The 13,257-nt window shown below is 67.9% G+C and carries 13 protein-coding genes; 7 read left to right on the top strand and 6 right to left on the bottom strand.

From position 1 onward, the window contains the following. The first annotated feature begins 28 nt into the window (after positions 1 to 28). The 7 genes from OHO83_RS37975 to OHO83_RS37945 all read left to right on the top strand — a co-directional run bounded on the left by OHO83_RS37975 (position 29) and on the right by OHO83_RS37945 (position 7,043). A complete protein-coding gene (locus OHO83_RS37975) occupies positions 29 to 409 on the top strand; it encodes a nuclear transport factor 2 family protein (protein WP_266667672.1) in 381 nt (126 codons plus the stop codon). 54 nt (positions 410 to 463) lie between these two features. Next, positions 464 to 1,474, top strand: a complete 1,011-nt coding sequence (locus OHO83_RS37970) for a fumarylacetoacetate hydrolase family protein (protein WP_266667674.1) — start codon at positions 464 to 466, stop codon at positions 1,472 to 1,474. An 11-nt stretch (positions 1,475 to 1,485) separates the two neighbouring features. Then, a complete protein-coding gene (locus OHO83_RS37965) occupies positions 1,486 to 2,691 on the top strand; it encodes a VOC family protein (protein WP_266667676.1) in 1,206 nt (401 codons plus the stop codon). An 85-nt stretch (positions 2,692 to 2,776) separates the two neighbouring features. Further along, complete coding sequence (locus OHO83_RS37960; RefSeq protein ID WP_326777017.1) at positions 2,777 to 3,718, top strand: SDR family oxidoreductase; 942 nt, start codon at positions 2,777 to 2,779, stop codon at positions 3,716 to 3,718. 128 nt (positions 3,719 to 3,846) lie between these two features. Continuing rightward, complete coding sequence (locus OHO83_RS37955) at positions 3,847 to 5,145, top strand: aminomethyl transferase family protein (RefSeq protein WP_266667680.1); 1,299 nt, start codon at positions 3,847 to 3,849, stop codon at positions 5,143 to 5,145. Positions 5,146 to 5,248: 103 nt separating this feature from the next. Then, positions 5,249 to 6,121, top strand: coding sequence for a formyltetrahydrofolate deformylase (purU, locus tag OHO83_RS37950; RefSeq protein ID WP_326777016.1), 873 nt, complete (start codon positions 5,249 to 5,251; stop codon positions 6,119 to 6,121). Between the two features lie 64 nt (positions 6,122 to 6,185). Then, positions 6,186 to 7,043 (top strand): bifunctional 5,10-methylenetetrahydrofolate dehydrogenase/5,10-methenyltetrahydrofolate cyclohydrolase, encoded by an 858-nt coding sequence (locus OHO83_RS37945; protein WP_405602476.1) that lies wholly within the window; start codon positions 6,186 to 6,188, stop codon positions 7,041 to 7,043. A gap of 80 nt (positions 7,044 to 7,123) precedes the next feature. On the opposite strand, the gene OHO83_RS37940 is transcribed toward OHO83_RS37945, so the two are convergent. The 6 genes from OHO83_RS37940 to OHO83_RS37915 all read right to left on the bottom strand — a co-directional run bounded on the left by OHO83_RS37940 (position 7,124) and on the right by OHO83_RS37915 (position 13,245). Next, complete coding sequence (locus OHO83_RS37940; RefSeq protein ID WP_266667686.1) at positions 7,124 to 8,188, bottom strand: maleylacetate reductase; 1,065 nt, start codon at positions 8,186 to 8,188, stop codon at positions 7,124 to 7,126. Continuing rightward, on the bottom strand, positions 8,185 to 8,904 hold the full coding sequence (locus OHO83_RS37935) for an alpha/beta fold hydrolase (protein WP_266667688.1): 720 nt from the start codon (positions 8,902 to 8,904) through the stop codon (positions 8,185 to 8,187). Before OHO83_RS37935 ends, OHO83_RS37940 begins: the two co-directional genes overlap by 4 nt. A 72-nt stretch (positions 8,905 to 8,976) precedes the next feature. After that, complete coding sequence (locus OHO83_RS37930; RefSeq protein WP_266667690.1) at positions 8,977 to 9,771, bottom strand: SDR family NAD(P)-dependent oxidoreductase; 795 nt, start codon at positions 9,769 to 9,771, stop codon at positions 8,977 to 8,979. A 53-nt stretch (positions 9,772 to 9,824) separates the two neighbouring features. Next, positions 9,825 to 11,030 (bottom strand): NAD(P)/FAD-dependent oxidoreductase, encoded by a 1,206-nt coding sequence (locus OHO83_RS37925; protein ID WP_266667692.1) that lies wholly within the window; start codon positions 11,028 to 11,030, stop codon positions 9,825 to 9,827. A gap of 3 nt (positions 11,031 to 11,033) precedes the next feature. After that, the gene (locus tag OHO83_RS37920; protein ID WP_266667694.1) at positions 11,034 to 11,855 is read right to left on the bottom strand and encodes a mesaconyl-C4 CoA hydratase; all 822 of its coding nucleotides are present in this window, start codon (positions 11,853 to 11,855) and stop codon (positions 11,034 to 11,036) included. Between the two features lies 1 nt (position 11,856). Then, positions 11,857 to 13,245: an MmgE/PrpD family protein gene (locus tag OHO83_RS37915; protein ID WP_266667696.1), complete on the bottom strand. Its 1,389-nt coding sequence runs from the start codon at positions 13,243 to 13,245 to the stop codon at positions 11,857 to 11,859. Positions 13,246 to 13,257: the final 12 nt, after the last annotated feature.

Genomic DNA, 13,257 nt, shown 5'->3' with positions numbered 1-13,257 from the left:
GAACAGCGAGAAAGGACCCCAGGACAAGATGAATGCCCTATCGGTCGTCAAAGCCTATTTCGCCGGTGTCCAGGACGCCGACGCCGGCGCCGTGGCCGCCCTCTTCGCACCGGACGCGGTCCTCCACAACACCGCAGGCACACTCACGGGCGCCGACGCCATCCAGCGCATGTATGAGAACGGCCTGGCACCCGGCGTGATGAAGCCGACCCCCACGCAGTACGTCGTCAATGGCGATCACGTCGCCGTGGAGATTTCTCTCCTCACCGACGGACGCGAGGTCCTGCTGGGCGACTTCTTCACGATCCGCGACGGAAAGATCCAACGGCTGGCCATCTACAGCCTCTCCCCCACCGGCGGAGCCCTGCTCGAGAAGGTCGGTATCGACCCCGGTGCCGCGCCCGCCTGACCATCGGCCGCCTCCACATATCCCCACCTCCTATACAGAGCCACCAGGAGAGCAATGAAGATCGCAATATTCGGCCCGGACCGACGCGTAGGTGTGGTCCAGGAGAACCGCGTCATCGATATCAACGCGGCCTACGCGAAGTACCTCGCCGAGACCACTCCGACCGCCCGGCCGCTCGCCGAGGCCGCCGCAGCGGTGCCGGCCCAACTCAACGCGTTCATCGAGGAGGGAGACCGAGCCCTTGACGGCGCCCGGAGCGCACTGGCGTACCTGAAGGACCAGACACCGGACTTTCGTGGGCTGGAAGGCGTACAGCTCAGCTTCGCCCTGGACGAGGTCCGGCTGCACGCTCCGATCGAAGGCCAGTCCCGCATCCTGTGTGCCCTGGCGAACTTCGCCGACCATATGCAGAGTGCCGCCGAGAATTCACAGGGCAAGGACACCGAGGAGACCCTCAACCGTCTCCTCGCTGGCGGTCCCAAGTTCTTCGTGAAGGACCACCGCGCCGTTTCCGCCGACGGTGACCCGCTGCGCTATCCCGCGCGCACCGAGCGCCTCGATTACGAGGCGGAGGTCGCCGTCGTCATCGGCAAGGCCGGCCGAGACATCAAGGGCGGCGAGTTCACCGACCATGTGTGGGGCTACACCCTCTTCAACGACTGGTCGGTCCGGGACAATGTGTCCTTCGGGCCCGACTTCGCCTACTCGAAGAACTTCGATTCGTCGGCGACGATCGGCCCCTGGATCGTGGTGAACGACGACATCGATCCCCAGGACATACCCATCGAATGCCGGGTCAACGGAGAGGTCCGGCAGAGCGGCAACACGAAGTCCATGGTGCACGTGTTCGCGGCGCTCGGCGAGCACCTCTCCCGGGATACCACGCTGCTGCCCGGTGACCTGATCGCCAGCGGCACGCCCAAGGGCACTGCGGTCGACTCCAGCCGGCAGCAGGCGGACGGCTCCTTCTTGAGCGACCGCTTCCTCAAGCCCGGCGACGTCGTCGAGGTCTCCTCCCCTCTGATCGGCACCCTCCGTAACGAAGTCGTCAAGCCGACCGACTGAGAGGCCAGCGCATGACCACGGAGAAGTTCCCGGTCGGCGGCGTCCTGTACGACCGCCCCTACAAGATCCGCCGCCTCAATCACTTCGGCATCAGCGTCGACGACACCGGCAAGGCCGCAGCCTTCTACCGGGACCTGCTGGGCTTTGCGGTGGCCGACACCCTCGACCTGGAGAAGTACGACCCGGGTCCGTGGCTCGACGAAGTCCCGGACAAGCGCATCTACTTCCTGCGGCACAACAGCGACCACCACACCTTCGTCCTGATGCCCCGCTCATGGTCCGACCACATGGAGGAGCCGGCCCGCCCCGACCTCACGGTCAACCAGATCACCTGGCAGGTAGGCAGCCTTCGCGAGGTCGTCGAGGCGCGCAAGTGGCTCGATTCGCTCGGCCAGCCGATCGAGCGCTACGGCCGCGACCCTGGCTCGAACTGGCATACCTACTTCCCGGACCCGACCGGCCACATCAACGAGCTGGAGTACGGGATCGAGCAGGTCGGCTGGGACGGCGTGAGCAAGCCGGAGGTGACCTGGCCGTGGCTGAACGGCCACCCCGACCTGCCGTACAAGGCTGAGTCGACGGAACTCGCCGAGGCCCACGCCGAGGGCATCGACCTGGCCTCCGGCCACCGCTGGGTGGACGAGCTCCCGAAGACGTACGACGTCGGCGGGGTTCTGCTGGCCCGGCCGTTCAAGCCGGTACGGGTCGGGCCGGTGAGCATCTTCGTCGAGGACCTCGCCGCCGCGGAGCGCTTCTACATCGAGCGCCTCGGCTTGATCAAGAGCGAGGAATGCGAGATCGCCGGGCACCGCGTGCTGTTCCTGCGCGCGAACACCGAGCATCACAGCCTGACGCTGCTCCCGCTCGAACTGCGCGATGTGCTCGGTGTCCGGGACGACAGCACCCTGCTCTCCTTCGGTGTGCAGCTGGGCTCCTACGAGCAACTCAGGGCGGCAAAGGCCTTCCTGGAGGAGAAGGGCGTCAAGCTCCTCGACCTGCCCGCGGAGATCCACCCGGGAATCGACTACGCGATCCACGCGGTCGCCCCGGACGGTCACGTGATGCAGCTCTACTACTACATGGAACAGGTCGGCTGGGACGGCCGGGTCCGGCCGCAGTCGGAGCGCCGGAAGGTCGAGACCGGCGTGTGGCCCGAAACGCTGCCCGCCCTGTCCGACACCTATGGCGGCGAGACCTTCTGGGGCCCCCTGGGCTGACGTACCGCCCGGGCCACACACGCTGATCCGCTCCACCACCCCCCTTTTTTCCGGCATCGCCGGCCGAACAGATAGCAGAATTGCCATGAGCCGAATCGTCATCAGCGGAGCCTCGGGAGACCTCGGGCGCCGCGTCACGAAGTTGCTGCTCGCTGCGAGCCCCGGCGCCGAACTGGCGCTGGTGACCCGCACCCCCGAGAAGCTGGCCGACCGCGCGGCCGAGGGTCTCGCCGTACTGCAGGGCGACTACACCGACCGGGAGTCCCTGGACGCGGCCTACCGCGGCGCGGACACGCTCTTCCTCATCAGCGGCCTCAACCTCGGCCGACGGGTCGAAGAGCACCGCAACGCGATCGCGGCTGCCCGCGGAGCAGGGGTCAAGCACATCGTCTACACCTCCGTCGGCGGTGGCGAGCACCCCAAGAACCCCGCCCTGTCCGCTCAGGACCACTACCAGAGCGAACTGGACCTGCGATCCTCCGGGCTTGCCTACACCTTCCTACGCAACCATCTGTACGCCGAGATCGTCAGCAACATCTGGATGGCGCCCGCAGCGGAAAGCGGCCGGCTGGAGATGGCGACCGGCGAGGGCTCCCTCGCCCCCGTGGCCAAGAGTGACGTGGCCCGCAGCACCGCCGCTGTGCTGCGCGCGCCCGAGGAGCATGCGGGCGCCGTCTACGAGATCACCGGACCCGAGCTGCTGAGCATGCGCGACATCGTGCGGATCGGCTCCGAGGTGCACGGGGTCCCGATCACCTACACGCCCCTGACCCGCGAGCAGCGGCTGGCGCACTTCGACTCCGTCGGCCTCCCCCGCACCTACGACCCGGCCATGCCGGCCAGCGACGAGGGCCACCGGTGGGCCAGCGACGAGCTGGTGTCGGCGGACGTGGCACAGGCCGAGGGCTACCAGGCACTGCTCTCCCACCACGTACAGCGGCTCACCGGTCGGCAGCCCGAATCGCTCCGATCGGTGATGGAGCGCGTCAAGTCCGTCCGCTACGACCAGATCGACGCGTCGGCTTGACCACGGATCCGCTTCGAGAGAGAGGTGCATGAAGAATGGACAGCAAAGAAAGTACTGCGGGAGACGGACCCGGCGGTTCGCCAGACCTCCGGTCGGCGGCCGTACACGGCGTTCCGGCGTATGCGGACGTGCCGACATACCTGAACATCTTCGGCGGCCTGCACATATGGGAGGGGGACGGCTGGAAGCAGGAGTCGATGTCGTGGAAGACGAGCTCCTATCTGGCGTCGAACCTGACCGGGCTGCCCGAGATGATCTTCAGCGGTCCGCACGCGCAGGAGTTCCTTTCGCGACTGAGTATCAACAACGTCTACAAGTGGCCGGTCGGCACCTCCAAGCACCTCGTGATGCTCGACGAGCGCGGCTACATCGCCACCCACGGGCTGGCGGTCAGGCAAGGCGAGGAACGCTTCCGTATGTTCGCCGCCATGCCTTGGCCGCAGTACATTGCGCCATCGGTGGGGCTGGACGTGGACTTCGAGACGCGGGACATCTTCCTGTTCCAGATCGCCGGTCCGACCTCGCTACAGGTCCTGGAGCGGCTGACCGGTGAGTCGCTGCGCGACCTGAAGTTCCTCGGCGTCAAGCCGATCACCATCCCGGGGATCGACGGAACGGCGGAGATCGAACTTTCCCGGATCGGCATGGCCGGAACCCTGGCGTACGAGCTTCGCGGACCGGTCGAGCACGGCCCCGCGGCGTTCGACGCGACGTACCGGGCGGGGAAGGAGTTCGGGCTCAAGCGTCTTGGCTGGCGCACCTACCTCGTCAATCACACCGAGGGCGGCTTTCCGCAGCAGGGCTGCACCTTCCTACCGGCCGCGTTCGCCGACCGGGGATTCGTCACGCACCCGGTGTTCGGGGCCGGGCTTCCACCGGGCCACGTGCAGGGGCCGCTGCCGGGCAGCGCCGAGCCCGACGACCTGAGCACTCGGCTGCGCACCCCGTTCGAGGTGAACTGGGGCTGGATGGCCAAGTTCGACCACGACTTCATCGGCCGCGAAGCTCTGGAGACCGAGGCCGCCAACCGCCGTCGCAAGACGGTTGTGCTGCGGTGGAACAAGGAAGACGTACTCGACGTCTTCGCCTCGCAGTTCGAGTCCGGCGAGGAGTACAAGCACTTCGAATTCCCCACCACACCGCAGGCTCCGGCCGGCGGCCATGCCGATCTGGTCACCCGGGACGGCGAGACGGTCGGGATCTCTTCCGTGGCGGTGTACTCCTACTACTACCGCGAGATGATCTCGCACTCCACGATCGATGTGGACCTCGCCGAGATCGGCACGGAGGTCGTCGTGCAGTGGGGCGACCACGGCGGCCGGATCAAGCAGATCCGCGCCACCGTCGAGCGGTTCCCGTACCTGGAACTGGCCTCCAACAAGGACTTCGACCTCAGCTCCATCCCCTCCGGCGTCGCCGCTCCGTGATCGGAGCCGTACCACGGGGCGTGCCGGGAACTCCGAAGCCGCGGACCGTTCCCCGCACGCCCCCGCCGAGGCCAGGCCTCATGCCTCGAAAGGATCTACCTTCATGCCCGCACCCGATCAACCCACCCCGGACCTCGGCCGTCTGATCGTCCAGGGCGCGGACCAGCCGGGCATCGTCTCGGCGGTGTCGTCCGTACTCGCCCGGGCCGGCGCAAACGTCGTCTCCCTCGACCAGTACTCGACCGGCTCCGCCGGCGGCCGGTTCTTCCAGCGCACCGCCTTCCATTTGGACGGGCTCGCAGGCCACTTGCCCACGCTCTCCGCCGAGCTCGATGAAGCGCTGGGCTCGCTGGGCCTCAGCTACCGCCTCATAGAAGCGCGCAAGCCCAAGCGGGTCGCCATCATGGCCTCGAAGTCCGACCACTGCCTTCTCGACCTGCTGTGGCGACAGCGCCGCGGCGAGATCCCCATGAACATCGCCATGGTCATCTCCAACCACCCCGACCTGGGCGAGGACGTACGCGGCTTCGGTATCCCGTTCATCCACGTTCCCGTGGAGAAGGGGGCCAAGGATGTCGCCGAGAAGGAGCACCTGAAGCTGCTCAAGGGCAACATCGATCTGCTCGTGCTGGCCCGCTACATGCAGATCATTTCCGGCGACTTCCTCGAGGAGGTCGGCGCTCCTGTCATCAACATCCATCACTCCTTCCTGCCGGCGTTCGTCGGCGCCGGCCCGTACCAGAAGGCCAGGGACCGGGGTGTGAAGTTGGTCGGTGCCACCGCCCACTACGTGACCGAGGACCTCGACGAAGGCCCCATCATTGAGCAGGACGTCGTACGGGTCTCGCACCACGAGACGACCCCCGACCTTCAACGGCGAGGCGCCGACGTGGAGCGGCAGGTCCTGTCCCGGGCGGTGACATGGCACTGCGAGGACCGGGTGCTGCTCAACGGCAATCAGACCGTCGTGTTCTGAACGGTCGCCCATCACTGAAATGTCTCCCGTCATTCCCCGATCGCGAATGAAGCGAGGTACACGCGTGACTGCACAACTCCTGGACGGCCGCGCTACATCGAAGGCGGTGCTCCAGGACCTCACGAAGCAGGTCGACCAGTTCGTCCTCGAGCACGACCGCCGGCCGGTACTGGCGACCGTACTCGTGGGCGACGACCCCGCTTCGCACACCTATGTGCGCATGAAGGTCAACCGCTGCCGGGATGTCGGCATCGAATCCCGGCGGATCGATCTCGACGCCGACATCGACACCGAGAACCTGTGTCGGGTCATCAGCGGCCTCTCGGCCGATCCCGAGGTCGACGGCATCCTTCTGCAGCACCCAGTCCCCGGCCACATCGACGAGCGCGCCGCGTTCGAGGCGATCTCCCCGGCCAAAGACGTCGACGGTGTGACCCGCACGTCGTTCGCCGCCATGGCCTTCACCGAGGAAGGCTTCGCCTCCGCGACGCCGGGCGGCATCATGGCCTTGCTCGACGCCTACGACGTGCCGCTGGTCGGCCGGCACGCGGTGGTCGTCGGCCGCAGCGCCATTTTGGGCAAGCCCATGGGGATGCTCCTGCTGGGTCGCGATGCGACCGTGACGTACTGCCACTCGCGCACCACCGACCTACGTGCCCAGGTCGAGCAGGCCGACATCGTCGTGGCGGCGGTCGGATCGCCGGGTCTGGTCAAGGGCGAGTGGATCAAGCCGGGGGCTGTCGTGATCGACGCGGGTTACGCCGACAATCGCGGCGATGTCGAGTTCGAGGCGGCCGCGGAGCACGCCTCCCTCATCACCCCGGTACCCGGTGGCGTAGGCCCGATGACCATCGCGACGCTCCTCGTACAGACCCTCCGCGCGGCCCGGCTGCGGTCGGCCACGAAGGTGTCGGTCGGCTGACTGCGGCGGACATACGGAATGTGGGCCGGACCTCTTGATGAGGTCCGGCCCACACAGCGTTTCAGGCCCTGCGCGTTTCCTTACGTGATCGGATCACCAGCCCACGCCGCGCGCAGCAATTCCTCCAGCGCTTCCCTGGTCACCGGCCGGGGGTTGGAAGGCGGGACAGCAGGGAGGATGAGGTCCGCCGCTGCCGGCAGGTCCTCCTCCTTGAGGCCGAGTTCCTTCAGGGAACTCGGGGCATCGATCTGTCGGCCCAGCGCGTGGATTCCTGCGGCGGCGGAAAGGCCGTCGCCAACAGCGGCGGCGACGCGCTCGGCTGCATCGACGGCAAACGGGGCGTTGAAGGCCGTGACATAGCCGATCACGACGGAGTGGGTCTCGGCGTGCGGCATGGCATAAGCGCCGCCGAGGGCGTGGCAGATCTTGTGGTGCAGGCCCGATCCGGCCGAGGCGAAGGCGACGGCCGCGAGGTAGGCGCCGTAAAGGGTCTGTTCGCGAGCCGCGATATCGTCCGGGTCGGCGTGCAGGGCACGCAGGCCCGGGACGAGGGCGCGCAGCCCTTCGGTGCCCATCGCCTTGTTGATCGGGTTGCTTCGCGGGGCCCAGAAGCCGTCGACCGCGTGGGCCAGGGCATTGAGCCCGCTGGAGACGGCCAGTTGCCCCGGCAGACTCGCCATCAGGGAGGCGTCGTAGACGACGATCTTCGGCAGCACCTTGTCGTCGATGCCGGTGGTCTTGCGTCCGGCCTCGGTGATGCCCCAGACGTTCGTGGCTTCGGAGCCTGCGAAGGTGGTGGGTACCGCCACGATCGGCAGGCCGGCGTCGCGGGCGACGATCTTCGCGAGGCCCACTGCCGAGCCGCCGCCGATCGTGACGATCGCGTCTGCGTCGTGCGTCTGCGCGACCTCCACTGCCCTGGCGGCGTTCTCGGCAGGGACGTGTTGGACGATCTCGTGGATACGTGCCACCACACAGACCCGTTCCGCCACGGCGTCGGAGAGTTCCGATACGAACGCGTCCGCGATGAGCAGGACGCGCTCGGCACCCAGACCGTTGAGCGCCGCGACCGTATGGGCGGCTGCGTCGCCGGTTCCGAACAGCACCCGCTGGCCCTGCGTCGTGTGGTCGAAGGTGATCGTCATGACCTGCGCCTCCGCTCTTGATCGTCGGTACGCAGCAGCCAGTCCGCCAGATGTGAGGCGACGAGGGCGGGCGCTTCGAGGGTAGACAGGTGTCCGACGCCTTCGAGTACGTGCAGCTGCGCGTTGGGTACCGAGCCGGCCATCTCCTCGCTGAGCGCGAGTGGAGTGATGGCGTCGGCGTCTCCGGCGACGATCAGCGTCGGGGCCTTGATCCCCGGCGTTTCCATCGTGCGGTCGTCGCGGTTGAGGACGGCGAGTTGCTGCGCCTTGAAGACGTCGGCTCCCAGGTCATGGGCCATGGTGGCGGCGACGGCCGTCACCTCGGGCCGGCCTGGCGCGACGGCGCCGCTGACGTTGCGCACGGCCTCTGCGAAGTGGCCGGACTCCGTCAGGGAGATCGCCTGGTGGCCACCCTTCTTCCGGTCGGGCGGGGCGGCGAACGCGGAGGTGTTCAGCAACGCGAGCCCGACGACTCGCTCGGGCTCGCGCAGCACGATGTCCAGCGCAACGTAGCCGCCCATAGAGATCCCGGCCAGGCAGAACCGGTCCGGCGCCTGGGCCAGGATGCTGTCCGCCATGGACTCAATGGAGTCTCCGACGCCCCGGATGACCAGGCATTCGACTTCGAGGCGCTCGTGGAGGTGGTCGATGACCGGCTGCCACAGCCGGGCGTCCGAACCAAGTGCCGGTATGAGGACCAACGGATCTTGGAGCAACGGTTCGCTCTCCTTCTTCACTCTGGTGGTGCGGAAGCGCCGGCCATGGCCCGCGCCGGGAGGGCGGAACGGCTAGGAAGCTGCGCCGTCGACGTCCAGAACGGTGCCGGACGTGAAGCCGGCTCCCTCTGAGACGAGGTAGGCGACGGCCGCGGAAATCTCCTGAGCCGTGCCGGTCCTGCCCGCCGGAATGGCCGCGCGGATGGCGGCCTGGTCCGCTGCCGCCAGGGAGTCGAACACCGACCGCACCCGCCCCTCATCGGGCAGGATGAGGCCCGGAGAGACCGCGTTGACGGTTATCCCGCTGCGAGTGAGGTCCTTGGCGAGCTGCCGGGTGAAGCCGTTGATCGCCGCCTTTGACGCGGCGTAGGGAAGCCGCGCTCCGATCGTCCCGGACGGGCCGGACAGTCCGCGGGATACCGCTGAGGAGAAGTTGACGATCCGGCCGTAGCCGTTGCGGCGCATGACCGGCACCGCGTACTTGCAGCAAAGGAAGGTGCTGGTGACGTTGTTGCCCAACACCGTGTGCCAGACCTGCGGGGAGAGCTCCTCGATGTCCCGGACCTGCAAGGTCCCGCTGCCGCCCGCCGTGTTCACGAGCACATCGATGCGTCCGAACGCGGCGTCGATGTCGCGGAATGCCTCTGCAACACTCGTGTCCTCGGAGAGGTCCAGGGGCATCGTCTCGATCCTGGCACCGCCGTGGCTGCTCTCGATTTCCTCCTTCGTACGGTCCAGTCCCTCCTTGTTCAGGTCCAGCAGGGCGAGGTCGAACCCGCCATCCGCCAGCCGGCGGGCGATGTCCGCGCCCAGGCCCTGTGCCGCGCCGGTGATGACCGCGCTGCGGCGGTCTGTCTCGTCACTCATGACTCGTCCTTCTTCTCGCCAGTTGCTTGCCCGCCGGATCCTGGCGGGGCTGTTCATCGCAGGAACTCGTCTGCTGCCCGCCGGGTGAGTTCCCGGCGCAGCAGGGCCCGCAGCTTCACGAAGTCGGCACGGCGATCGAACGCCAGCACACCGTTGACCACGCCACCGCGGTGGTAGAGGAAGAGCGTCCCGTCCCCGGTACTGCTCTCCTCGATCTCCTCATCTCCGGTCAGACAGCCCGCGAACTGGATGCGGACCCCGTGCTGGTCCGACCAGAAGTAGGGCACGTTGGCGAAACCGTCGCCCGTGTCGCCGTGGATCAGTTTCGCCGCGTTGATTCCCGCCGCACGGCCCTGTTCGGCGGCACTCGTCCAGTGCTCGATCCTCATGGGGGCGCCGAATCGTGCGTTGGGCCAGCGGACCGCGTCCCCGGCAGCGAACACGTTGCGCGAGACACGCAGGGTGGCGTCGGCCAGGATGCCGTTGTCGAAGGTCAGCCCTGATCCGTTCAGCCAGTCGATCGCAGGACGCACTCCGACGCCGACGACGATGACGTCGGCCGGTACCCATGTGCCGTCGGTCAGCAGCAACGAACGGCGTCCGTCCCGTTCGACGACGTCGGTGACGGCACTGCCCAGATGCAGGCCGACACCGGCCCCGCGGTGCAACGCCGTATAGGCGTCGGCGACAGGTTCGCCGAACCGCCCCAGTGGCTTGGCAGCCAGGTCGATGAGCGAGACCGTGCGCCCCGCCTTGGCGAGTGTCGAGGCGAATTCGCCACCGATGAATCCGGCCCCGACTACGGCGACGGCAGCCTTGGGGTCGGTGACCGCGGCGCGCAGGGCCGTCGCGTCCTCGAAGCGGCGCAGTACGTGCACACCGCGTTGGTCTGCGAACGGCGGCGGAACAACGGCCTCGCATCCGGTGGCGATGACCAGAGCGCGGTAGGTCAGTGCTCCACCTGATGACAGATGGACGGTGTTCGAGCCGGTGTCGAGCGACCTGGCACGGGTGCCCAGCCGGAAGTCGACGCCCTTGTCCCGCAAGTCGCGAGCCAGGGGGTAGACGAGCGTGTCGATGTCGACGCGGTCGTGCAGCGGGATCTTGGACAGCGGTGGCAGCTCGTAGGGCAGGTGGGATTCGTCGCTGATCACGGTCACGCTCAGCTCGGGTGCGTGGCGTGCGACGGCTTCTGCGGCGCGGAGGCCGGCAGTGGAACCGCCTATGACGGCGACGTCGGTGGTGGTGGATGGGCTCACGGCTCATGCCTCCGTGAGGGTGCTCACCGCGGCGACGGTGCCATCGGCGCCACGGGCCTCGGCGCCGTGCTCGAGTCCCTTGGCAGAAGGGGCGATCGTGATCTTCTGCGGCTTGGTCAGCGGCGAGACGAACCGGTAGGCAAAGGTCTTGCCCCGCAGGTCGATGCCCTGGCGGCGGAAGTGTTCGCCCATCATGAGGGCCAGCAGCGGGCCATGGATGACAAGGCCGTCGTACCCCTCCTGCTTGCACCAGTCCACGTCGTAGTGGATGCGGTGAGAGTTGTACGTAAGCGCCGAGAACCGGAACAGCAGCCGCTCGTCGACGACCAGCTCCAGCTTCGGACCGTCGTTCCGGGGCGGCTTCACGGCGGGGCGCGGCAGGGCGCTGGAGCCGGGTGCCCGGTAGACGATGTCCTGCTCCTCCCGGATCACCAGTTCACCGTGCTGAAGGATGTCCTGACGAACCGTGGTGAGGGTGAGCGGGCCTGTCCTGCCCTCCTTTTCGACGGACCGCGCGATCGAGGTCACCTTGGTGGCGGGCGCCCCGATCACCAGCCCGCCATGGGTCGTCACCCGCCCCCCGCCGAACATGCGGCGGCGTCCCGGACCGGGCGGGGCGGGAACTCCGGTCTCGGGATGGCCGTCCTCGCCGAGCTCCCGTTCCGGTCCCCTCTCCAGCAGGTAGGTCCAGTGCCACAGTGGAGGCACCATGTCTCCCGCGGCGTGAGGGACGTCGATGTCCAGCGCCGCTGCCAGGGATTCCGTCTGCTCGGCCGCGATGACCTCGGTCCGTTCGACGGTCTGCGTCGCTTCGCGCGTGGCCACGTCAGTCTCCTCGTGTTCCTGCGCGCAGCGCGCGCAGCAGCTCGGTCAGGTCCCGAGAGTTGTCCAGGTTCTCCACTGCACGCACCAGGCCGTCTGCGACCGACGGCCCGTACGGTGCGAGCAGTTCCTCCGCCTTGCCCACGACTTCGGCATGCGTGAGCGGGCTCTCGGCCGACCCCTTGGCGGTGGTGGGGTTGCCGGCGACCAGGGTCACCTTCTCCCCGTTGGTGAACTCGACCTCCAGCAGCGGCCCGTCCTCCAGCTGGATGTCGATGTCCACCTGCATCGAGATCTTGTCGAGCGTTGCGCGGACGGCAGGCTCGCCGACACGGGGCGGGTCGAACTGGTCGAGCCCGACGCGCCGGTGATGGAGGGCGACGGCGACCGCGTACGGAAGGCTGAACTGCGCATCGAAGACCGACTCGATGGGGTCGACGGAGAGCATGTTCACCGCTGTCTCACCGGCGGTGATCACAATCCGGTGCACATCCTGGGGCCGGATGTCCCGCGCGTCGACCATCGCGAGCACAGCGTCGATGGTCGAGTGGCTGCCTCGGCAGCAGGCGTACGGCTTGATGTACGCGCTCGCCACGTTGAAGTCGACTCCAAGTTCCTTCAGCGCCTTCTCGGGAAAGCCCTCGCCGCCGTTGTACAGGGCGAACAGGCCGCCCCATTCGGCCTCGAAGATCCGGCGCGGGCCGGTGATCCCGGCCCGGGCGAGAAGTGCGGCGTCGGCTCCGGTCTCCCCCGCCTTGCCGGGGTGGATCCGCTTGGTCCAGGCCCCGTCGTCGATGAACGCCCAGACGCCGCCGGTGAAGGAGCCGGCGATTCCCAGGGCATCGGCGAAGCGCTCGGCATCCAGGCCCAGCACCTTGGCACTCGCCGCAGCTGCGGCGAAGCTGCCCATGGTGCCGCTGGAGTGCCATCCACGGTCGGTGTGCGCGGCGAAGCCGCCGAGCGACTGCAGGGTGCGGTAGCCGATGTCGTAGCCGGCGATCGTCGCGGCGATCAGCGCCGGTCCGTCCGCCCCGGTCGCCTCGGCGACGGCTATTGCCGCAGGCAGCACCGTGGATCCTGCGTGCCCGGGACCGCCGCCGTCGTCGAAGTCGCGGGCGTGGGCTGCCGTCCCGTTGGCCAGTGCGGCGTGCGCGGGCGACAGCCTGTGGGGCGTACCCCAGACCAAGCTCCCCGACCCGTTGCCCTGCACGTCGGCCAGGGCTCCGTTAACCCGCGTGGCCTCGTCGGTTCCGGCTCCGGCGAGCGCCACGGCCAGCGTGTCCAGGATGTTGTCCTTGACGCGCTCGACAACGTCGGTGGGGATCTGTTCGAACGGAAGATCCGCCCAGTGCGTGGCCAGGCGTTCCGTCAGCGATGGCTGCGTGTCAGTCATCAGTCTCTCCCC

Origin of the sequence: Streptomyces sp. NBC_00569 (assembly GCF_036345255.1) — a bacterium.
Taxonomy (GTDB): domain Bacteria; phylum Actinomycetota; class Actinomycetes; order Streptomycetales; family Streptomycetaceae; genus Streptomyces.
The sequence above is the reverse complement of the archived record's forward strand: the minus strand, read 5'-3'. Positions and strand labels throughout refer to the sequence as shown.